The organism is Herminiimonas sp. GW821-FHT09C12 (assembly GCF_059416385.1).
In genome coordinates this window covers 309,488-331,431 of record NZ_JBWKPC010000002.1, presented here as the reverse complement: position 1 = coordinate 331,431, position 21,944 = coordinate 309,488, and the positions used below count along the sequence as shown (strand labels likewise).

Below are 21,944 nucleotides of genomic sequence, written 5' to 3'. Positions count from 1 at the left end.
GGCACCAGATAAATTTAGTCGGTAATTTAGTCGCGGTACTTAATCTGTATACGGCTGCAAGCCATGTTCAGACAAACGCAGTATCCGATCGCAATGCGTCGCCAGCTCGACATCGTGCGTGACGATCACGAAAGCCGTACCCAGCGTACGCGACAATTCCAGCATCAGATCGAACGTCTTCTGCGCAGTTGCCCGATCCAGATTACCTGTCGGCTCATCTGCCAGCACGCAAGCTGGCTGCGTCACCAGCGCACGTGCCAACGCAACACGTTGACGTTCGCCACCGGACAATTCGCCCGGCACATGCGTTACGCGATGTTCAAGTCCGACACGCGTCAAAATCGCACGCGCTGTCTCGTGCGCTTCTGAACGAGGCACGCGACGTATCATCAGCGGCATCGCCACATTATCCAGCGCGGAAAATTCCGGCAACAAATGATGGAATTGATAAACGAAGCCCAAAGATTGATTGCGCAAATTGCCGCGCGTCTTTTCATCCAGCGTCGCAAAGTCCTTGTTCAGCAAAGTAACTGAGCCGTCAGTCGGCGTATCCAAGCCACCGAGCAGATGCAACAAGGTCGACTTGCCCGAACCGGATGCGCCGACGATCGCCACTCGCTCGCCCTTGACGATGTCCAGGCTCACGCCTCTCAATACATTGACCGAATATTTTCCTTGCGTGAAAGTCTTCGCAAGATCGCGGCACGACAATACATGTTCACTCATAACGCAATGCCTCCGCAGGTTTTACGCGGGCAGCCCACCAACTTGGGTACAGCGTCGCAACAAATGAAAGTACAACCGCCACGCTACCGATAGTCCAGACATCGTTCCAGCGCAGATCGGATGGCAACTCACTAATCAGATAAATATCTTTCGGCAGGAACTGCACATGCAGCAGTCGCTCGATGAACGGCACGATCACGTCTATATTGGATGCGATCAACACACCGCCGCCTACACCTAATGCAGTTCCTATCAAACCTACCAGCGCGCCTTGAATCATGAAAATCTTCATGATCGAACCTGGCGATGCACCTAGTGTGCGCAGGATCGCAATATCAGCCTGCTTATCGGTGACCGTCATCACCAGTGTCGAGACCAAATTGAAAGCGGCCACTGCAATAATCAAGGTCAGGATGATGAACATCATGCGTTTTTCAGTCTGAACGGCAGCAAACCAGTTACGGTTTTGCTTGGACCAATCGCGTATTACGAGGTTACCGGTGAGCACCCGCGACAAATCCATCGCTACTTGCGGCGCTCGTTGCATGTCGTCTATTTTCAAGCGTAAACCGGATGGTGCCGGCAGCTTGAACATCTTCATCGCATCGTCGATATGAATGAAGGCCAGCGTCGAATCATATTCGAAGTGCCCGGAATCAAAAATGCCAACCACAGTAAATTGCTTGAGTCGCGGAATCACACCGGCCGGCGTGACCTGCCCTTGCGGCGCAATCATCGTGACCTTGTCACCCAGCTGCGCATCCATGCTGCGCGCCAGTTCATTCCCCAACACGATATTGAATTCACCTGAACGCAGGTCGTTCAAACTACCCTGCCGCACCTGCGATGCCACATCAGAAACCTTAGGCTCTTCTGCCGGCAACACGCCACGCACAGCAACGCCGCGCAAGGTTTGATCCCGCGTCAACATGGCCTGCGCATCGACATACGGAGCCGCCCCGCGCACTTCCTTATTGGTAAACACTTCGCGTGCAGTCGCTTGCCAATCAGGCAAAGCACCTTGCGGCTCGAAGATTTCTATATGCGCCAGTACCGAGAGCATGCGATCGCGCACCTCTTTCTGGAAGCCGTTCATCACTGACAACACAATGATCAATGCCGCCACGCCCAGCGCAATGCCCGCCATGGAAATCAGCGAAATAAATGAAATGAAGCTGTTACGACCACTACGTCGCCCGGCGCGCGTATAGCGTATGCCGACCAGCCACTCGAAAGATAGATTTTTTATGATGCTCAATGAAGGCTCCTGAATGCAGCACGCAGTTTGCCATACATTCTCCCGTGCCAGCAAAGCACAGAGATGAAAAGCGGCAAGCGTACCCATCGTTGACTATGCCTACATCCCTTACGTTCCCCGGCAAATCAAATACAGATAACGATCTTGATAGCGGCGGATCCTGCAATTGCCCTACAATCGCGGCATGACTCAACTTGCACTCCTTTTACCTTTCGCCCTGCCACAGAAAGAATTGGCACGTGATCTCCTGCGCGAACTGAAAATGCCTGCATTCGCCACCCTGCTGGCACGCGGCAATCTGATAGAGCAACAAATATCCGATGGCTTTTCCCGCGCCTCGCCGCATGAAAACTGGCTGGCACAGCAATTCGGCCTGGCAACGGATAGCAATTCCAGCCCCTCAGTCGCCGTCAATGCGATGTCGACTTTCGGCTTGCAAGCCGATGCAGGTGCCTGGTTTATCTTGCAACCTGTGCATTTGCATATCGCGCGCGACCATCTGGTGCTGACCGACCCACAGCAATTACAACTTTCGGAGCAGGATGCACGCGGCTTGTTTGATACCGTCCAGCCGCTATTTGAAGAAACCGGCAGAACTTTGCTCTACGGCGATGCAAGCACATGGTTCTTGCGCGCCGATGATCTGCAGGCACTGCATACCTCCACGCCGGATGCGGCTTGCGGCCACAACATCGACATCTGGATGCCGAAAGGGCAGAACGAGCGCGATTGGCGCAGATTGCAAAACGAAGTCCAGATGCATTGGCATGGACACGCAATCAATGACGGGCGTGAAGCAAGAGGTTTGAAGCCGGTTAATTCTGTCTGGCTCTGGGGCGGCACGTCCACTGTTCAAATATCTACGCCTCATAAAATTGAAGAAACGTTCACTTTAGCTGGGACCCATCACTTGTTTGCCTCTTCGACCGCAAAACAAATTCCGGCAAACTCTGCGACAAATTTGATCGCAGCCAAACCACAACAAGGTTTGTTAGTGCTAAACAGCTTGATAGCACCCGCCATGGCAGGTGATTGGGCAGAGTGGCTGGGACGTTTGCAAGCTATGGAAACAGAATGGTTCGCGCCTTTGCTGGAAGCGATAAAGAATGATCAGCTTGATCAACTGAACCTCACACTCAGCCATAACACTGCTCTATCGACTATCGCCGTCCAGAAATCATCGCTGCGCAAATTCTGGCGCAAACCATCACTCGCACGACTAGTTCCATGACACGTATTACCACACGCCCCTATCCATTCCGCGATGCCGAACGCATGCATCAAAGCGGCGTACATCCGGTCATGGCACGCCTGTATACCGCACGCGGCTTGCTCGACATGAAGGAATTGACCAGTGAGCTGACAGCACTGATCCCGCCGCCCGGTTTGCTGAAAATTGATGTCGCGGCGACTTTCCTCGCTGATGCGATTGCAGCGAAAAAGAAGCTGGTCATCGTTGCCGATTACGACTGTGACGGTGCCACTGCCTGTGCTGTTGCGCTGCGCGGCCTGCGTTCCATGGGCGCTATTGTCGATTTCATCGTGCCGAATCGCTTTGAATACGGCTACGGTCTAACGCCGGAAATCGTCGCACTAGCCGTACGCGAAAAATCGCCAGACATTATCGTCACCGTCGATAACGGCATCGCCAGCATAGACGGCGTAGCCGAAGCCAATCGACGCGGCATTGATGTCGTCGTTACCGACCATCACTTGCCAGCTGATACCTTGCCGGCTGCGCGCGTAATCGTGAATCCGAACCAGCCAGACTGCGGTTTCCCGAGCAAGAATCTGGCTGGCGTAGGCGTGATGTTTTACGTACTGCTCGCCTTGCGTGCGGAAATGCGTAAACGCGGCATATTCGATGCACAGACACAACCCAAGCTGGATGCTCTGCTCGACCTGGTCGCGCTCGGCACCGTCGCTGACGTGGTCAAACTCGATGCCAACAATCGCATTTTGGTCGCACAAGGTTTGAAGCGCATGCGCGCCGGACGTATGCATGCAGGCGTCGCTGCACTATTTCGCGCCGCCGGACGTGAAGCACGTCGCGCCTCTCCATTTGATCTCGGTTTTGCATTAGGTCCGCGCTTGAATGCTGCCGGACGTTTGTCCGATATGTCGCTAGGCATTGAATGCCTGACCACCGATGACGAAGGTCGCGCCTGGGCCATCGCCCAGCAACTCGATGAAATCAATCGCGAGCGCCGCACTATCGAAGCCGATATGCAGGACACAGCTCTCATCCTGCTAGAAAACTTCAATCCGCAAGACAAGACCACCATCAGCGTGTTCGATCCAACCTGGCATCAAGGCGTGATCGGCATCGTTGCCTCGCGCCTGAAGGACAAGTTTTATCGTCCGACCATCACCTTCGCCGATGCAGGCGATGGCTGGATCAAGGGTTCGGGCCGCTCAATTGCTGGCTTCCATCTGCGTGACGCGCTGGATCTCGTCTCCAAACACGCACCGACGCTGATTGATAAATTCGGTGGTCACGCGATGGCAGCTGGTTTGACGATACGCGCCGACGCACTAGACGCATTCACGCAGGCATTTGAAGCAGTCGGCAAGGATTGGTTGAATCCAAATCAATTAGAGCGCGTAGTAGAAACCGACGGCCCGCTCGAATCAGCCTACTTCACTACACAATTCATCGAATTGATGGAAGCACAGGTCTGGGGCCAGGGCTTTGCTCCACCGTTATTCTGCGATGAGTTCCGCGTTGTGAATCAACGCATTCTGAAAGAACGCCATCTGAAATTGACGCTGGAAAAAGAAGGGCAAAGTTACGATGCCATCTGGTTTGGTCATATCGACTCCTTGCCAGCCAGAGCTAAAGTCGCCTACCGCCTGGATGCCAATGAATTCAATGGAAGAACGCGCGTGCAGCTGTTGGTCGAGCATGCCGAGGCTGCTGAATAAGGTTTTCAACGCACTGGCAGAAATTGCAGGAACGAGCCACCGACCAGATTCTGCACATAGTTGATGCCAGCCCGGCGATATCTTTCAGTCAGAAATTCAGCCAGCAAATCAAGCCGCCCGACGACTTTGCCAAATTCGCGCTCAAAGCTCAGATTACGGCTGGCCTCGCTCATATCGTCGGATAAGAGCAGGACCTTACCCGTGGTATTGCGACGGCTACCCAGCAACCAGACCGCGACTTCAATATTGCGTCCCGCGTTATAGATATGCTGTGCATCCAGAGCGTCTACCAGGAAAAATTCCGTCTTGCCGCCGTGTGCAGCAATGATCATATCGGCACTGCTGTAAATGAACGCCGCCACGCGATCACCGCTGAAATCCGGCATCAAAGCCAGCGATAAAGCCTTGATATCGCGCTGCCCCTGCAATCCCGGCCACGGCTGCCTTTGCTCGACCGCCTCGCGCACCCGCTTGATGCTCTCTTCCCGGCTAATGCCTGTTTTTTTCCATTCAGCGGGATTACGCCGATATAACTTGTCCATCAGCAGATAAAGGCTGTCCAGATTGTCCTTCATGCCTATGGTTGCGATGCGGTTGGTATCAGACTGGCCCATCTCCTTGCCGCTGGCCGACATGCCCTTGACTTCCCCTCGTGGGGCCGGTGTCGAAGAACAGCCTGCCAATGCCGCGCACACACACAAGAATGCCCAAGCGCGTTGCGACCGCTCCATATTTATTACTCCCTTAATAATATTTATAAGAAGACAGCAAAACGGGAAAACGGTTCACCTGACAAGGTGCCCCTCGAAACGTGCTTAAAAGCGCAGTGTAGCTCAGGTATAATTCACGGTTTGATTGTTGAAGAAATATCATGGAAGCTGAACGTTTAAATTCCCTAGAATCCCTGCTCGCCGATCTCACGACTCGCGCGACCGAACTTCGGAGGTATCTTTGACTTCGATATCAAGTCAGAGAAACTAGACCAAGTCAACGGCGAACTGGAAGATCCAGAAGTCTGGAATGACCAGAAACGCGCCCAGGAATTGGGTAAAGAAAAGAAATCGCTGGAAGCGATCGTCCACACGCTGATCAAGATCGACGCCGAGCTGAATGACGCCCGCGATCTGTTCGAGATGGCGCGTGAAGAAAAAGACGAAGAAACCATCGAAGCCATCGAGGCCGATGCGCAGGAATTGCTCAAGCTGGTAGAAGGCATGGAGTTCCGCCGCATGTTCAGCAATCCTATGGATGCGAACAACTGCTTCATCGATATTCAAGCTGGCGCCGGCGGTACCGAAGCGCAAGACTGGGCATCCATGTTGCTGCGCCAGTATCTGCGCTATTGCGAACGCAAAGGCTTCAAGACAGAGATACTCGAACAATCCGACGGTGAAGTTGCCGGCATCAAGACCGCGACCATCAAAGTCGAAGGCGACTATGCCTACGGCTTCCTGCGCACAGAAACCGGCGTACATCGTCTGGTGCGCAAGTCGCCATTCGATTCTGCCAACGGCCGTCATACCTCGTTTTCGAGTCTGTTTGTTTATCCTGAAGTCGATGATTCGATCGAGATTGACATCAATCCGGCCGATGTTCGTATCGATACCTATCGCGCGTCCGGCGCGGGTGGTCAGCACATCAACAAAACCGATTCCGCAGTGCGTCTGACGCACGGTCCGTCCGGCATTGTTGTGCAGTGTCAGAATGACCGTTCGCAGCATCGCAACAAGGCCGAAGCATGGGACATGTTGAAAGCGAAGCTGTTTGAGCTGGAAATGCGCAACCGCATGAGCGAACAGCAAAAGCTGGAAGATTCCAAGACCGACGTCGGCTGGGGTCACCAGATCCGCTCCTACGTACTGGATCAGTCACGCATCAAGGATTTGCGCACCAGCTTCGAAACCGGTAATACCAAAGCAGTGCTCGATGGTGATCTCGACGATTTCATCGCTGCATCGCTGAAGCAAGGCGTGTAATTCATTTGCACGCCTTGCTGTTTAATTTTTAATCGCATCCCCTAACAGATTGTTACCCCATGACTACGCATAACGACGACGCTGCAGCATCGCTACCGATCGACGAAAACAAAATCATCGCCGAACGCCGCGCCAAGCTGAGCGCATTGCGCGAACAAGGTATCGCCTTCCCTAACGACTTCCGTCCACAGCACAAGGCCGCCGATCTGCACGCGCAGTACGACAGCAAGACACGCGAAGAACTGGAAGCGGAACCAGTCACCGTCGTGCTGGCAGGCCGCATGATGTTGAAACGTGAAGCAGGCAAGAAGGCCGCATTCGCCACCCTGCAAGATGCGTCCGGTCCGAAAGCTGACGGCCGCATCCAGATCTACGCAACACTGGATCTGACCGGCGAAGCTGCGATGGCAGCACTGCATCACTACGATCTGGGCGACATTCTGGGCGTAGTCGGTACACTGTTCAAAACCAAGACCGATGAACTGACGATCAAGGTGAGCGAACTGCGCTTGATCACCAAATCGCTGCGTCCGCTGCCGGATAAATTCCACGGCCTCGCAGATCAGGAAACCAAGTACCGTCAGCGTTACGTCGATCTGATCATGAATGAAGAAACGCGCCGCACCTTCAAAGCGCGTACTGCTGCCATCACATCGATACGTAACTTCATGGCCAAGAACGACTTCATGGAAGTCGAGACACCGATGCTGCACACCATTCCAGGCGGCGCAGCGGCCAAGCCTTTCATCACGCATCACAATGCACTCGATATGCAAATGTTCCTGCGTATTGCACCTGAGCTGTATCTGAAGCGTCTGGTCGTTGGCGGCTTTGATCGCGTGTTCGAGATCAACCGCAACTTCCGTAACGAAGGCGTATCGATCCGTCACAACCCGGAATTCACGATGATGGAATTCTATGCGGCCTACACCGATTACAAATGGCTGATGGATTTCACCGAAGCGGTGATTCGTCAGGCAGCCATCGATGCACACGGTACAGCGACGTTGACCTACGGTGGCCGTGAGCTGGATCTGGCCAAGCCATTCCACCGCTTGACCATCGTTGAAGCCATCAACAAGTACGCACCTGGCTATACGGCTGAACAACTCAACGATGTGGAATTCATCAAAGCTGAGTTGAAAAAATTTGGCGTAAAACCACACGCACACTCAGGCCTCGGCGCATTGCAACTGGCACTGTTTGAAGAAACCGCAGAAGCGCAGTTGTGGGAACCAACCTACATCATCGACTACCCGGTTGAAGTGTCGCCATTGGCACGCGCATCGGACACCGTTGCTGGCATTACCGAGCGCTTCGAATTGTTCATGGTTGGTCGCGAAATCGCTAACGGCTTCTCCGAGTTGAACGATGCCGAAGATCAGGCAGCGCGCTTCCAGGCACAAGTTGCAGCCAAAGATGCTGGCGATGAAGAAGCAATGTTTTACGATGCCGATTACATCCGTGCTCTGGAATACGGCATGCCGCCAGCTGGCGGTTGCGGCATCGGTATCGATCGCCTGATGATGATCATCACCGACTCGCCAAACATCCGCGACGTACTGCTATTCCCGCATTTGCGCCGCGAAGATTAAGTTTCTCGAAACCAACAAAAAGGACTGTTCAGGCAGTCCTTTTTTATTTGGTAGAAACTAAGTGTTGTTTTAACACTCACAGCGTTACATAGTCTTACATCTGACACAGGTTTCGGCTTTTTATTCGCGTCATGGCGGGTAATACTTTGTCATCACAAATCAACAATATCCATCTAGCCGGAGGGAAACCATGGAAACCAACACTAATACAAGTCGCATTCATCCGCTCATCGCCGCTGCTGCCGTTGCAATATTGCTAGTCTGCCTGGTTGGCGTAGCTGCCATGACAGGCATGCTGCCAAACTCGCACAGTAACGACTCGCAAAAAGAAGCGATTGCCGCATTGGAAAAAGATGCTGCAGATAAAGCAGCGGCAGCGCAAGCAGCAGAAGAAAAAGCAGATCAGGCGCGCCAGGAAGCTGACGAACGTCAGGCAGCTGCTGCCAAAGCAGCCAAACAGGCGCAAGCTCGCGAGAACGCAAACAACAAGGTGGCACAAGCCGCTCCAGTCGCCCAGATTTGCAGCAATTGTGGTCGTATCGAATCGATCCGTAGTGTACAAGTAGCAGCCAAACCTAGCGGCGTAGGTGTCGTTGGCGGTGCAGTGGTTGGTGGCTTGCTGGGCAATCAGATCGGTAACGGCAACGGACGTAGTCTGGCGACAGTCGCTGGCGCAGTTGGCGGCGGATTTGCCGGTAATGAAATTGAAAAACGTACACGTACAGCAACAGCTTATGAAGTACGCGTACGTATGGAAGATGGCCGCATCCGTACCTTCCCGTACAACAACCCACCTAACTGGAACACTGGTGATCCAGTCCGTGTCGTAGATGGTTATCTGCGTGCACGTTAATTCTTCTCAACAATAAAAAAAAGCGACCCACGGGTCGCTTTTTTTATTGTCATCGTAAAAATACGAATCGATTATTGCGCTTCTTCTATCCACGCCATTTGTATGGCTTCCAGGATTTTCTCGCCGGAATGGTCAGGCGCATCGTCAAAACCATCCAGTTCGCAAACCCAGCGATGCAGATCAGTAAAGCGTATCGTCAATGGATCGATGTCAGGAAATTTATCGTTCAGCTCTTCCGCAATGCGGATGGTATCTGTCCATTTCATCTCAGCTCTCCTTAATGATTTTCGCTGGCGTGATTAATTGTATAGCGTGGAATCTCAACTACCAGATCTTCTTCTGCCACAATCGCCTGGCATGACAGACGCGATGACGCTTCCAGTCCCCAAGCCTTATCCAGCAAATCTTCTTCTGTATCGCCCGCTTCATTCAAGGACTTGAATCCTTCACGCACAATCACGTGACAGGTGGTGCATGCACAGGATTTTTCGCAAGCGTGCTCGATATCGATATCGTTTTCAAGCAAGACATCGCATATCGACTTACCAGCTGGTGCATCGATAACAGCACCATCTGGGCACAGGGCATGATGAGGAAGAACAACTATTTGGGGCACTTGGTTTACCTCGAAAGTTTAAGTATTAAAACGCTGAATAAAAAGTCTCTCATTACTGACTTCATTCCAACGCCAACCGGCTCTTCATCCATAAAAATGAATGAAGAGCGATGAATCAAATCTCGTCCAGCTTTTTACCGGAAAGCGCCGTACGCACACTACGGTCCATGCGGCGTGCAGCAAACTCTTCAGTACCGTGCGCCAGCGCATCAACAGCCGCCTTGATTGCCACGTGATCGCTGCCACTGCTGCTCTGCTTAACCGATTCCAGCAAAGCGAATACATCTTTACGTTCGTCGTCCGACAACAAAGCACTATCCGCGTCCAGCGCCGATTGCGTTGCCAACACAATGCGCTCGGCTTCTACCTGTTCTTCGCGCAAAGCACGCGCAACCATATCGATATCGGCAGACTTGAATGAGTCTTGCAGCATCTGTGCAATCTGATCATCGGCCAATCCGTACGATGGCTTGACGCTGATTGATGCCTCCACGCCCGAACGCAACTCACGTGCTGACACAGACAGCAAGCCATCTGCATCCACTTGATACGTGACGCGTATGCGTGCGGCACCAGCAGCCATAGGCGGAATACCGCGCAATTCAAAACGCGCCAGCGAACGACAATCCGTCACTAGTTCGCGTTCACCCTGCACGATATGCACGGCCATCGCGGTCTGACCATCTTTGAAGGTGGTGAACTCTTGCGCGCGCGCGCATGGAATCGTCGAGTTACGTGGAATAACTTTTTCTACCAAGCCGCCCATCGTTTCGATACCGAGCGACAAGGGAATCACATCCAGCAACAACCAGTCGTCGCCAGCAGCGCGATTACCTGCGAGCAAATTGGCTTGTATTGCAGCGCCCAGCGCCACGACTTTATCTGGATCGATATTCGCCAAAGGCGTTGCCTGGAAAAACTCGCCGACTGCCTTGCGGATATGCGGCATACGCGTTGCGCCGCCAACCATGACGACGCCATCGATATCGTCCACGGTCAGATCTGCATCGCGCAATGCTTTCTTGGTTGGCGTGATCGTCTTCGCCACCAGATGCTGCGTCATCTTTACAAAATCGGCTGCAGTGACGGTAACGTGCACCTCTTCACCTGAACCCAAGGCCGCATCGATTTGCGTTTCCACCTTGGTCGACAACAATTCCTTGGCTTCGCGCGACTTCACCATCAGCACGCTCAGGTCTTCATCCGACAAAGGCGACAATTTGGCTTGTTCAATGATCCAGCACAGCAGGCGATGATCAAAGTCGTCGCCACCGAGCGCGGAATCGCCGCCGGTAGACAAGACCTCAAACACACCCTTCGTCAGCTTGAGTATGGAAACGTCGAAAGTACCGCCGCCCAAATCGTAGACGGCAAACACACCTTCCGAACCATTATCCAAACCGTAGGCAATCGCTGCTGCCGTCGGCTCATTCAACAAGCGCAGCACATTCAAACCGGCCAATTGCGCGGCATCCTTGGTAGCCTGACGTTGTGCATCATCGAAATATGCCGGCACCGTAATTACTGCACCGACCAGATCGTCGCCCAAAGCATCTTCTGCTTGCTGACGCAAGGTCGCCAGAATTTCTGCCGAAACTTCAACCGGGCTTTTGACACCAGCGACGGTTTTCAACTGCACCATGCCGGGCGTATCGAGAAAGTCGTAAGGCAGGTTCTCGACGTAAGCGATGTCTTTCAAGCCGCGGCCCATGAAGCGCTTGACCGAAGCGATCGTATTCTTTGGATCTGTATTCTGTGCCGCCAGCGCCTTGTAACCGATTTGCGCATTACCATTCTTCATGTAATGCACGACGGACGGCAGCAGTGCGCGCCCTTCTTCATCGGTCAATACTTCAGGAATGCTATTGCGTACCGTTGCAACCAGGGAATTAGTCGTGCCGAGATCGATACCGACTGCCAGCCGATGCTGATGCGGTGCGGTAGACATGCCAGGTTCGGCGATTTGAAGAAGAGCCATATTCGTTTGTAACTTATCTCAAGATGAGATGACTACCATGGGCAATCATCGTTAGCGCGTTACTGCATTACTCGCGCATTAATCGGTTTTGCTGCACATCGATACCGCGCCATATCAGTCCGGCAATGCATCCAGTGCATAAGAAACTTCTTCGGCAAATTTTTCCAGAAACATCAACTGGCGCACCAATCCGGCCGCCTGCGTAAAATCGTCGGCATCCAGCAATACGCCTATCTCGGCGACTGTGGTTTTGCGCGCAGCACGAATCGCGCTATCCAATTCGTCCAGCTCATCGCGACTTTTGTGCGCACGCGCATCGTCCAGCGCCTCACGCCATTCCATTTGCTGCATCAGGAATTCGACCGGCATCGCGGTATTCGATTCAACCTGCAAATCGACACCATTCAGCTCGCACAGATAGGCGGCTCGCTTGAAAGGGCTCTTCAGCGTCAGGTAGGCTTCATTGGCGCGAGTCGCCCATTGCATCGCGACGCGCTTCTCGGCATCCGAGGCATGTGCGAACTTGTCCGGGTGCACCTGGTTCTGCACGCTGTGATAAGCACCGTCCAGTGCCTTCAAATCAATGGCAAAGCGTTGCGGCAGGTGGAAGAGATCGAAGTGGTTTTGCATTCTTGTGCGCTGGCTATTTGCTGGCTTTTAAGGCGATGCAAACTTCATCGCGTGGTGAAAATATTCGGTTTATTCAATAAAAAAGCCTGCGCACATTCGACAGGCTCAATCAGAATAAGGTGTTCCCGCCAGGCGCGAACGCCCAGCAGCCAGCTATCAAATACGGAAACTTTCGCCGCAACCGCATTCATCCTTGACATTCGGATTACGGAATTTGAAGCCTTCGTTCAAACCTTCGCGTGCAAAATCCAGCTCGGTACCGTCGATATACGGCAAGCTTTTCGGATCGACAAAGACCTTGATGCCATACGATTCAAACACGCTATCTTCGTTTGCGCTTTCGTCCACGTATTCCAGCTTGTAGGCCAGACCGGAACAACCAGTCGTGCGCACGCCGAAACGAAGGCCGATACCTTTGCCGCGCCGTTCCATATAGCGAGTAATGTGCTTCGCTGCTTTTTCAGTCAGTGTAATTGCCATGATCTTTGCTCAAAAAGATTGTTTGGCTGTACAACGCGCATCCTACTGACACGCGTGGTACAGACGCTTAACAAGCTTAAGCCGCTTCTTTCGATTCAGCTACGCCGTGCTTGGTTTTGTAATCCAGCACTGCTGCCTTGATCGCATCTTCCGCCAGGATCGAGCAGTGAATTTTCACTGGTGGCAGTGCCAACTCTTCAGCGATTTGCGTATTCTTGATCGCCATTGCTTGATCCAGCGTTTTGCCCTTGACCCATTCGGTCACCAGCGACGACGAAGCAATCGCCGAACCGCAGCCGTAGGTTTTGAACTTGGCATCTTGAATCACGCCATCAGCGCCGACCTTGATTTGCAATTTCATCACGTCGCCGCAAGCCGGCGCACCAACCATGCCGGTACCAATTGTTTCATCACCCTTGTCAAACGCACCAACGTTGCGTGGATTTTCGTAGTGATCGAGAACTTTGTCTGAGTAAGCCATTTTGATACTCCTTGTTAAGCCTTATTCCTGTTGATCAACAACAGGAACGAGAAAGATATTAGTGCGCTGCCCATTGGATCGTGCTGATATCGATCCCGTCTTTATACATATCCCACAGTGGCGACAATTCGCGCAGCTTGGCCACTTTTTCTTTCATCAGCTTGATCGTGAAGTCGACGTCTTCTTCCGTCGTAAAGCGACCAAAGGTGAAACGAATCGAGCTATGCGCCAGTTCATCGCTACGACCCAGCGCTCTCAATACATAAGATGGTTCCAGACTGGCCGAAGTACAAGCCGAACCTGAAGAAACAGCCAAATCCTTGATCGCCATGATCAGCGATTCGCCTTCAACATAGTTGAAGCTGACGTTCAGATTGTGCGGTACACGGTGATCCATATCGCCATTGATATAAACCTCTTCCATATCCTGCAAGCCCTTGGCCAGACGATCGCGCAAAGCGCGGATACGGACAATTTCCGTAGCCATTTCTTCTTTTGCGATACGGAAAGCTTCACCCATACCAACGATCTGGTGGGTTGCCAGCGTGCCGGAACGCAAGCCGCGTTCGTGACCACCGCCGTGCATTTGCGCTTCGATACGCACGCGCGGTTTGCGACGTACGTACAAGGCACCAATACCTTTAGGACCGTAGGTTTTGTGTGCGGTGAAAGTCATCAAGTCGACTTTGGTTTTTTCCAAATCGATCTCTACTTTGCCGGTTGCCTGTGCTGCGTCGCAATGGAAAATGATGCCCTTGCTGCGGCACAATTCGCCGATCTCGTCGATAGGCTGGATCACACCGATTTCATTGTTGACCAACATGACCGATACCAGAATCGTGTCTGGACGAATTGCTTCAGCCAGTTGTTCGATGGTGATCAAGCCATTGTCTTGCGGTTGCAAATAAGTTGCTTCAAAACCCTGGCGCTCCAATTCACGCACGGTATCCAGCACAGCTTTGTGCTCGGTCTTTACCGTGATGATGTGCTTGCCCTTGGTTTTGTAGAATTGTGCAGCGCCCTTGAGTGCAAGGTTGTTGCCTTCCGTTGCACCTGAAGTCCAGATGATTTCACGCGAATCAGCATTGACCAGCGCAGCAACTTGTTCGCGCGCATCTTCAACTGCTTTTTCTGCGGTCCAACCATACATATGGCTGCGCGAAGCCGGATTGCCGAACTGCTCACGCAAGTAAGGAATCATCTTGTCAGCGACACGTGGATCGATAGGCGTAGTCGCCGAGTAATCCATATAAATTGGGAAATGCGGCGCCTTGATCGTATCTATCAGGCTTTTGTCTAACGGGGCATTCATCTTTTTAGCTCCAATAATCAAACGGCTGCGTGGTTGCGGTGCACGACCACCACGCATTGTTCAGAAATCTTTTGTTTTTGCTGGTCTACCAAATCTTTCAGCGACACAGAATCCAGGTAATCCACCATCTTGGCGTTCAACGTTGCCCACAGATCATGAGTCATACAGCGACCACCATGCTCATGCTCAGGGCTGTGGCAATTTTCCTTGCCGCCACATTGCGTCGCATCCAGCGGCTCGTCGACGGCAATAATGATGTCTGCCACCGTCACATCTTCTGCACGGCGTGCCAGGTTATAACCACCACCCGGTCCGCGCACCGATTCAACGATTTCGTGACGGCGCAACTTGCCAAACAATTGCTCCAGATACGATAGCGAAATCTCTTGCCGTTGGCTGATTCCGGCGAGCGTGACAGGACCATTGTCCTGGCGTAATGCCAAGTCAATCATTGCTGTTACAGCAAAACGGCCTTTAGTCGTCAAACGCATGAATCTTGCCTCCAGTGATCAACAGAAATGAATAACCTGAGTTGTTGATCGATTTGGTCAAGTATAACAAACTTGACTGATTCTGTCAGGTACCCACTTTCCCGCAGCCAGCCTCGCTCAACAGCACAAACTGCGTTCAATTCCTACGCCTCGATTTTATCGAAAACCAGCCCATCCAGACTTGACCGAAGTCACCAAGCGGGATATTGCCCAACAAATAGCAAGAATTAAAGATTGCAAAAGACATATCTATTTAATTTTCCAGAGGAAACATTTTCATCAACATCCTCCTCATCACAAATTGATTCAACAGGGATTTCCTTCCTAAAAAATTAAATATTGAATGATTATTCAATTTTAAAATTAAAGAAATCAGGCGCATACAAGCAGAATAGAAAGAGAGAAAACTCATGGAAATTTCATTCTATTCACCCTCAAAATATATTTGAGCGAATATTCAATTTATAATTGACGCTTCGTTCATTAATTGAAACCACGTTTCGCATTCGCAATGGCCACACGCATTTCCAAGACTCCGCAATCGCCCACCCAAAAAGCTGACAAGAAACGCATCGAAGTCCTCAAAGCGGCCGGCAAATGCTTCCGCAAAAACGGCTTCCACCAAACCTCCATGCAGCAAATTTGTACAGAAACCGGACTCGGGCCAGGCGCGGTCTATCGCTATTTCACTGGAAAAGAAGCCATCATTGAAGCCATGGTGGAAGATGAACGCCGCCAAACCCGCGCCATGCTCTTGCAAATGCGCGAGACAGAATCCATTCAGCAAGCACTAAGCGCGACAACGCGTCTGTTTGCCGAACGCTATCGTGCCAGCGGCGACGCCAGCTTAATGACGGAAGTCTATGCAGAAGGAATGCGCAGCAAGCGCGTCGGCATCGTATTACGCAAAATCGAAGCCGAATGGATTATGGGACTGACCAATCTGCTGCGCACGGCACAAGCACGTGGGCAGATCGATGCCTCGCTGGATGCGGCACAAACGGCCTTGTTCCTGACAGGAATGTGGGATGGAATGGTTATACGCCAGCATTTTCACGCGCATGAAGACCAACACGCGCTGCCTGCCTTCTTTGAAATAATGATTACGCGCCTGCTGGCACGAGAAGGCAAACCAGAAAAAATCGGCAAAACAGCATCAGCCGCACAAGCCAATGTTGTCGCACCGACTGCTGAAACGAAAGAACAAGCAGCCGACCTGCGCCAGCTCAGTCTGATCTAAATCTTACTTCCGCAGCAGATGCATAGAGCCAAACAACTCTTGCATCACTGAATTTGCAATGAAGCTCAAGTTATACGGGTGCTCGGAAACCTTCTTGGAGAAACGCGCACTCTCGGGCAACGCTTCCAACTGCACCGCAATCTTGCCCCACAACACCAGCGTCGGCGGCGCCTCTCCCGACTGCTGCGCATGATCCGCCAATGCTGCCAGCACGGTTTGCAAGAACGGTAACCAAGCCTTCGCATCTTTGACCGGTGCAACATGTGCACGAAATACCAACGATGCATTCAACAAAAGAAAACCATGTTGCGTGAGATTGCTCTGCAACTCAGGCAAGGTTTGAATCACTGTTGTCGGTGCTGCCTGCGCCGCCTCCGACACGCCAGCCAATGCATCGCCTGTCGTCTGCTCAATTGCCAGTTGGCCATCTGCAACCAAGAGCATCTTCATAAAGTTGCGCAAGGATGTCGCGCGATTCACCTGCTTGGACAAGCCTTTTTCCGACCATAGCGAAGATACCGCACCATCCATGAAGCAAACGCCAGTCGCACTATCAGCACGCGGATACGGTCCCTCGCCTACCAATACATAACGCACCGCATCCAAAGGCTGCGCAAACGCGGCAAACAAACGACCTCCGTTCGGCAGATAATCATCGCTCGCCAGCGTCGGCAGGTAATCGGGAAAGGCTTTGTTGACTGCGTTCAAGCCAGCCAACAAGGTAGGACGCCAGGATGCATCGGCAGCATCCAGCATGGCAATAAAAGACGGTGGGATTGTTTGCATGAGTTTTATAAAGACAGGGATTGATGCGTGCGGGCGAAAGCAGCGATTGTAGCCGCAACACTTTGTGACTCAGTACAAAGTGTTGCAACTCATCCCTGCACGCTCTATCTGATCAAGTTGGCACTATATGATCTTCACCCGGCGCACCGAATAACTGCTCTTTCAGTATTCGCAACTGATCGCGTACCTGCGCAGCTTTCTCGAACTCCAGATTTTTTGCGTGGCCGAGCATTTGTTTTTCCAGCAGCTTGATTTCCTTGCTGACCTGTTTCTCGCTCATCGCCTCGTATTTGGCGTGCTCCTGCGCCGCGTGCAATTCTTCGCGCGCTTCTTGCGGACTGTACACACCATCGATCAATTCGCGTATGTGCTTCTTGATACCTACCGGTGTAATGTTATTGGCGGTATTAAAAGCGATCTGCTTGGCGCGACGACGTTCGGTTTCATCAATCGCACGACGCATGGAATCAGTCACCTTGTCACCGTACAGAATCGCCATCCCGTTCAGGTTACGCGCAGCACGACCTATGGTTTGAATCAAGCTACGTTCGGAACGCAAGAAGCCCTCCTTGTCCGCATCCAGAATCGCGACCAGCGATACTTCAGGCAAATCCAAACCTTCGCGCAGCAAGTTAATGCCGACCAGCACGTCGAATGTGCCGAGACGCAAATCACGAATAATTTCCACGCGCTCTACCGTATCGATATCGCTATGCAGGTAACGCACCTTGATGCCGTTATCCGTCAAAAATTCCGTCAATTGTTCTGCCATGCGCTTGGTCAGCGTCGTGACCAACACGCGCTCATGCTTCTTCACACGATCAGTAATTTCCGACATCAGATCGTCGACCTGAGTCGATGCTGGGCGCACGCTGATCAATGGATCAACCAAGCCTGTCGGACGCACCACTTGCTCGACCACTTGGTCGGCATGTGTATTTTCATAATCAGCTGGCGTCGCGGAAACGAACACCATTTGCCGCATTTTCCCTTCAAATTCATCGAAACGTAACGGACGATTATCCAGTGCCGACGGCAAACGGAAGCCGTAATCAACCAGATTGGTTTTGCGCGCTCTATCGCCGTTATACATACCGTTGAGTTGCCCCATCAGTACATGCGACTCATCCATGAACATCAAGGCATCTTGCGGCAGGTAATCGACCAGCGTCGGCGGCGGATCGCCGGCCTTGGCGCCACTCAAGTGACGCGAGTAATTCTCGATGCCTTTGGTAAAGCCGATTTCCTGCATCATTTCCAGATCGAAGCGCGTGCGCTGTTCCAGTCGCTGCTCTTCAATCAGCTTGTTTTCCTTGCGGAAGAATTCAAGGCGATCACGCAACTCATCCTTGATCGTTTCAATCGCACGCAACACCGTCGCGCGTGGCGTTACATAGTGCGAGCCTGGATAAACGGTAAAACGCGGGATCTTTTGCTTGACGCGGCCGGTCAGCGGATCAAATAGTTGCAAGCTTTCAATTTCGTCATCAAACATTTCCAGACGAATTGCCAATTCTGCATGTTCTGCAGGAAAGATATCTATCGTGTCGCCGCGTACACGGAAGGTGCCGCGGCCGAAATCGACTTCATTACGGGTGTATTGCATCGCAATCAGGCGCGCGATCACGTCGCGCTGGCTGACCTTGTCCTTGGCACGCAAGGTCAAAATCATCTGGTGGTATTCACTAGGATTACCGATACCGTAAATCGCCGAGACAGTCGCGATAATCACCACATCGCGGCGCTCCATCAAGGATTTGGTGCAGGACAAGCGCATCTGCTCGATATGCTCGTTGATCGAAGAATCTTTCTCAATGAACAAGTCGCGCTGTGGAACGTAAGCTTCTGGCTGGTAATAATCGTAGTAGCTGACGAAGTATTCCACCGCATTCTGCGGGAAAAACTCACGGAATTCACTGTAAAGCTGTGCCGCCAGCGTCTTGTTCGGCGCAAACACTATCGCCGGCCGCCCCATACGGGCGATCACATTGGCAACTGTATAAGTTTTGCCCGATCCGGTAACACCCAGCAAGGTCTGATAGAACAAACCGTCCTCGATACCTTCCGTCAATTTTGCAATTGCAGTCGGCTGATCCCCCGCTGGAGGAAACGGTTGATACAAACGAAATGGGGAGTCTGGGAAGGTGACAAATTTCGATTCGTCAACGGAATTGGAAACCTGGGATAAATCAGCCATTTAAATCCGACCTTTGGTAAAATAGTGAGTCGCATTTTCCGCAGGACTTATGGTCTTGCGCTTCACACAACCCGTCTGCAACACCACCGTTTGCAGCTAACTTTTGATGTTATCACGATGAACGCACCTATTCCTGCTTCGCTCCTCAACGCCATCGAAATGGCGCCCCGTGACCCGATTCTTGGTATTACCGAGGCATTCAATGCCGACAAGAATCCAAATAAGATCAATCTTGGCGTTGGCGTATACAACGACGACAACGGCAAATTGCCGCTGCTCGAATGCGTACGCAAAGCCGAAGTGCTGCTCGCGGAAAAATTGTCGCCACGCGGTTACTTGCCTATCGACGGCCTCGCTGCTTACGATAAAGCAGTACAAGAACTCGTATTTGGTGCCGATAGCGCAGTAGTCAAGGAAAAACGTGCAGTGACCGCACAAGCAATCGGCGGTACAGGCGCATTGAAACTCGGCGCTGACTTCCTGAAACGCTTTGCGCCTAACGCGCAAGTGTGGATCAGTGATCCAAGCTGGGAAAACCACCGCGCACTGTTTGAATCGGCTGGTTTCGTCGTCAACAACTACCCGTACTACGATGCAGCAACCCGCGGCGTGAACTTCGCCGGCATGCTCGACACATTGAAATCGATCCCTAGCGGCTCGATCGTTCTGTTGCACGCTTGCTGCCACAATCCAACCGGCGCAGATTTGACCGACGCACAATGGCTGCAAGTCATTGAAGTTGTATTGAAACGCGGCTTGATTCCATTCCTCGACATGGCTTACCAAGGCTTTGGCGACGGTATCGAATCCGACGGTAAAGTTGTACGCCAGTTCGCTGAAGCAGGCGGCCCGGTTTTCGTATCTAACTCGTTCTCCAAATCGTTCTCCTTGTACGGCGAACGCGTTGGTGCTCTGAGCATCGTTGCTGTCAACGCAGAAGAAGCAACACGCGTCCTGTCGCAATTGAAACGCGTCATCCGCACCAACTACTCCAACCCACCTATTCACGGCGGTCAAGTCGTTGCAACAGCTCTGGCAACACCAGAACTGCGCGCACTGTGGGAAGAAGAATTGGCTGGCATGCGCGTTCGCATCCGCGACATGCGTCAAGCGTTTGTACAGAAGCTGAAAGAACAAGCACCTGCGCATAACTTCGACTTCGTCATTCAACAACGCGGCATGTTCTCGTACTCTGGCTTGACCAAAGAACAAGTGAATCGCCTGCGTGATGAGTTCTCGATTTACGCTATCGATACTGGTCGCATCTGTGTTGCTGCGCTGAACACAAAAAATATTGATTACGTCATTGCGGCAATCGCAAAAGTTCTTTAATATTCGGCCTGCGGTAAATTTCTGAGTGGCAGCAAAACGAAGCAAAGAAATTTATCGCACAAGCTTTGACAAGCGAGCAAGAATCATCTTATAATCTCGCTTCTGTTCCCTGATAGCTCAGTTGGTAGAGCGACGGACTGTTAATCCGCAGGTCCCTGGTTCGAGTCCAGGTCGGGGAGCCACAGAATATTAAGGGCCTAGTTGAAAAACTAGGCCCTTTTCTTTTGTCCTTTCAATCCGTGCATGCGTTTTCTACGTAAGCATACACATCTCACTCCGCCGTTTAAAACGGACAGTCGCTCATACCGTAAAAGCGCTCGCCGCTGATCGGGTGATCAAACTCCAAAGTAGTTGCGTGCAATAGAAGTCTGGCAGCCATCTGCTCGCTCTCAGGCGTGCCGTAAAGATCGCAGCCGAGAATGGGATGTCCCAGCCCTGCGCTGTGTATACGCAATTGATGAGTGCGCCCTGTATGCGGTGTGAACAATACTCGAGTGGTGTCCTGTTCTCTCTGCCTACCCAGGACTTGGTAATGACTACTCGCAGCCTTGCCTGTATCAAAACAAACTTTTAGTTTTGGGAAGTTGACTAGATCTTTGGCGATCGGCAATTCAATATCACCGACGTCCGCATCAACCTGCCCGGCCAACACTGCCTGATAAGTTTTGATTACTGTGCGCAACTGAAATTGCCGATTGATATTGGCCGCAACCGCTTTGCTAAGTGCAACCACCAGCAAACCCGAGGTACCAAGATCCAGTCTGTGTATCATCACGGCCGTCGGAAACTGTTGTACCAGACGGTAATGTACGGAATCCAAATTGAGCGGATTCTTTCCCGACAGCGACAACAAACCGCTGGGTTTATTAATCAGCAAGAAGGCTTCATCCTGATAGATGATTTCAATGTCATCTATACAGGGTGGTGCCACAAAGTTATCTATGCAAGCAGTCATTATTATTACGAATCATTCCTTGATCTGATCAAACGTCGATAAGACGAACTGCACATTACTACTGAACAACTACAAATATTGCCCAACTCGGGGCTCATCTTACAGAAAAGATA

21 protein-coding genes and 1 tRNA gene are annotated in these 21,944 nt (G+C 51.9%); 8 read left to right on the top strand and 14 right to left on the bottom strand.

Going from position 1 to position 21,944, the window contains the following annotated elements; all coding sequences use genetic code 11:
- Positions 1–39 precede the first annotated feature (39 nt).
- Together lolD and AC07N2_RS11445 are read right to left on the bottom strand one after the other, a co-directional pair.
- Entirely contained in the window at positions 40–726 is a 687-nt protein-coding gene (lolD, locus tag AC07N2_RS11450; RefSeq protein ID WP_076591801.1) for a lipoprotein-releasing ABC transporter ATP-binding protein LolD, read from the bottom strand.
- Positions 719–1,984, bottom strand: a complete 1,266-nt coding sequence (locus AC07N2_RS11445; protein WP_076591802.1) for a lipoprotein-releasing ABC transporter permease subunit — start codon at positions 1,982–1,984, stop codon at positions 719–721. The genes lolD and AC07N2_RS11445 overlap by 8 nt, the downstream gene beginning before the upstream one ends.
- A gap of 184 nt (positions 1,985–2,168) precedes the next feature.
- Between AC07N2_RS11445 and AC07N2_RS11440 the strand changes: the two genes are divergently transcribed.
- Both AC07N2_RS11440 and recJ read left to right on the top strand, forming a co-directional pair.
- Complete coding sequence (locus AC07N2_RS11440; protein ID WP_494778384.1) at positions 2,169–3,215, top strand: hypothetical protein; 1,047 nt, start codon at positions 2,169–2,171, stop codon at positions 3,213–3,215.
- Positions 3,212–4,909 (top strand): single-stranded-DNA-specific exonuclease RecJ, encoded by a 1,698-nt coding sequence (recJ, locus tag AC07N2_RS11435; RefSeq protein WP_494778383.1) that lies wholly within the window; start codon positions 3,212–3,214, stop codon positions 4,907–4,909. The genes AC07N2_RS11440 and recJ overlap by 4 nt, the downstream gene beginning before the upstream one ends.
- Positions 4,910–4,914: 5 nt before the next feature.
- Here recJ and AC07N2_RS11430 read toward each other — a convergent pair whose 3' ends face one another.
- A complete protein-coding gene (locus AC07N2_RS11430) occupies positions 4,915–5,640 on the bottom strand; it encodes a hypothetical protein (protein ID WP_494778382.1) in 726 nt (241 codons plus the stop codon).
- Positions 5,641–5,780: 140 nt separating this feature from the next.
- Between AC07N2_RS11430 and prfB the strand changes: the two genes are divergently transcribed.
- The 3 genes from prfB (at position 5,781) to AC07N2_RS11415 (ending at position 9,333) form a co-directional block, all read left to right on the top strand.
- Positions 5,781–6,885, top strand: a protein-coding gene (prfB, locus tag AC07N2_RS11425) for a peptide chain release factor 2 (protein ID WP_494778381.1) whose coding sequence is annotated in 2 segments (ribosomal slippage) — positions 5,781–5,861 and positions 5,863–6,885 — 1,104 coding nt in all. Because the reading frame shifts where the segments join, the coding sequence is not laid out codon by codon here.
- 59 nt (positions 6,886–6,944) lie between these two features.
- Positions 6,945–8,480 carry a lysine--tRNA ligase gene (gene lysS, locus AC07N2_RS11420; protein ID WP_494778380.1) on the top strand — a complete coding sequence of 512 codons (1,536 nt, stop codon included), beginning with the start codon at positions 6,945–6,947 and terminating at the stop codon, positions 8,478–8,480.
- A gap of 190 nt (positions 8,481–8,670) precedes the next feature.
- Positions 8,671–9,333, top strand: a complete 663-nt coding sequence (locus tag AC07N2_RS11415) for a glycine zipper 2TM domain-containing protein (protein ID WP_494778379.1) — start codon at positions 8,671–8,673, stop codon at positions 9,331–9,333.
- Positions 9,334–9,404: 71 nt separating this feature from the next.
- Here AC07N2_RS11415 and iscX read toward each other — a convergent pair whose 3' ends face one another.
- The 8 genes from iscX to iscR all read right to left on the bottom strand — a co-directional run bounded on the left by iscX (position 9,405) and on the right by iscR (position 15,321).
- Positions 9,405–9,599, bottom strand: coding sequence for a Fe-S cluster assembly protein IscX (iscX, locus tag AC07N2_RS11410; protein ID WP_076591809.1), 195 nt, complete (start codon positions 9,597–9,599; stop codon positions 9,405–9,407).
- Positions 9,600–9,610: 11 nt separating this feature from the next.
- The gene (fdx, locus tag AC07N2_RS11405) at positions 9,611–9,949 is read right to left on the bottom strand and encodes an ISC system 2Fe-2S type ferredoxin (RefSeq protein ID WP_076591810.1); all 339 of its coding nucleotides are present in this window, start codon (positions 9,947–9,949) and stop codon (positions 9,611–9,613) included.
- Positions 9,950–10,064: 115 nt separating this feature from the next.
- A complete protein-coding gene (hscA, locus tag AC07N2_RS11400; RefSeq protein WP_494778378.1) occupies positions 10,065–11,927 on the bottom strand; it encodes a Fe-S protein assembly chaperone HscA in 1,863 nt (620 codons plus the stop codon).
- A 114-nt stretch (positions 11,928–12,041) separates the two neighbouring features.
- The gene (gene hscB, locus AC07N2_RS11395; protein WP_494778377.1) at positions 12,042–12,557 is read right to left on the bottom strand and encodes a Fe-S protein assembly co-chaperone HscB; all 516 of its coding nucleotides are present in this window, start codon (positions 12,555–12,557) and stop codon (positions 12,042–12,044) included.
- A 156-nt stretch (positions 12,558–12,713) separates the two neighbouring features.
- Positions 12,714–13,037 carry an iron-sulfur cluster assembly protein IscA gene (gene iscA / locus AC07N2_RS11390; RefSeq protein WP_494778376.1) on the bottom strand — a complete coding sequence of 108 codons (324 nt, stop codon included), beginning with the start codon at positions 13,035–13,037 and terminating at the stop codon, positions 12,714–12,716.
- A 76-nt stretch (positions 13,038–13,113) separates the two neighbouring features.
- Positions 13,114–13,518: a Fe-S cluster assembly scaffold IscU gene (gene iscU, locus AC07N2_RS11385; RefSeq protein WP_076591813.1), complete on the bottom strand. Its 405-nt coding sequence runs from the start codon at positions 13,516–13,518 to the stop codon at positions 13,114–13,116.
- A gap of 58 nt (positions 13,519–13,576) precedes the next feature.
- Positions 13,577–14,830, bottom strand: coding sequence for an IscS subfamily cysteine desulfurase (locus AC07N2_RS11380; RefSeq protein WP_076593963.1), 1,254 nt, complete (start codon positions 14,828–14,830; stop codon positions 13,577–13,579).
- Between the two features lie 17 nt (positions 14,831–14,847).
- Positions 14,848–15,321, bottom strand: a complete 474-nt coding sequence (gene iscR / locus AC07N2_RS11375) for a Fe-S cluster assembly transcriptional regulator IscR (protein ID WP_012079108.1) — start codon at positions 15,319–15,321, stop codon at positions 14,848–14,850.
- Between the two features lie 511 nt (positions 15,322–15,832).
- On the opposite strand from iscR, the gene AC07N2_RS11370 reads away from it, so the two are divergent.
- Positions 15,833–16,561 (top strand): TetR/AcrR family transcriptional regulator, encoded by a 729-nt coding sequence (locus AC07N2_RS11370; RefSeq protein WP_494778375.1) that lies wholly within the window; start codon positions 15,833–15,835, stop codon positions 16,559–16,561.
- Positions 16,562–16,564: 3 nt separating this feature from the next.
- Here the strand turns inward: AC07N2_RS11370 and AC07N2_RS11365 are convergent, their stop codons facing one another.
- Both AC07N2_RS11365 and uvrB read right to left on the bottom strand, forming a co-directional pair.
- Positions 16,565–17,347, bottom strand: a complete 783-nt coding sequence (locus tag AC07N2_RS11365) for a uracil-DNA glycosylase family protein (RefSeq protein WP_494778374.1) — start codon at positions 17,345–17,347, stop codon at positions 16,565–16,567.
- 112 nt (positions 17,348–17,459) lie between these two features.
- On the bottom strand, positions 17,460–19,544 hold the full coding sequence (gene uvrB / locus AC07N2_RS11360; RefSeq protein WP_494778373.1) for an excinuclease ABC subunit UvrB: 2,085 nt from the start codon (positions 19,542–19,544) through the stop codon (positions 17,460–17,462).
- A gap of 117 nt (positions 19,545–19,661) precedes the next feature.
- On the opposite strand from uvrB, the gene AC07N2_RS11355 reads away from it, so the two are divergent.
- The gene (locus AC07N2_RS11355) at positions 19,662–20,876 is read left to right on the top strand and encodes an amino acid aminotransferase (RefSeq protein WP_076591817.1); all 1,215 of its coding nucleotides are present in this window, start codon (positions 19,662–19,664) and stop codon (positions 20,874–20,876) included.
- Positions 20,877–20,982: 106 nt separating this feature from the next.
- Positions 20,983–21,058 (top strand) — tRNA-Asn (locus AC07N2_RS11350).
- A 101-nt stretch (positions 21,059–21,159) separates the two neighbouring features.
- Here the strand turns inward: AC07N2_RS11350 and AC07N2_RS11345 are convergent.
- Positions 21,160–21,831 carry a pseudouridine synthase gene (locus AC07N2_RS11345; RefSeq protein ID WP_494778372.1) on the bottom strand — a complete coding sequence of 224 codons (672 nt, stop codon included), beginning with the start codon at positions 21,829–21,831 and terminating at the stop codon, positions 21,160–21,162.
- Between the last annotated feature and the right edge of the window lie 113 nt (positions 21,832–21,944).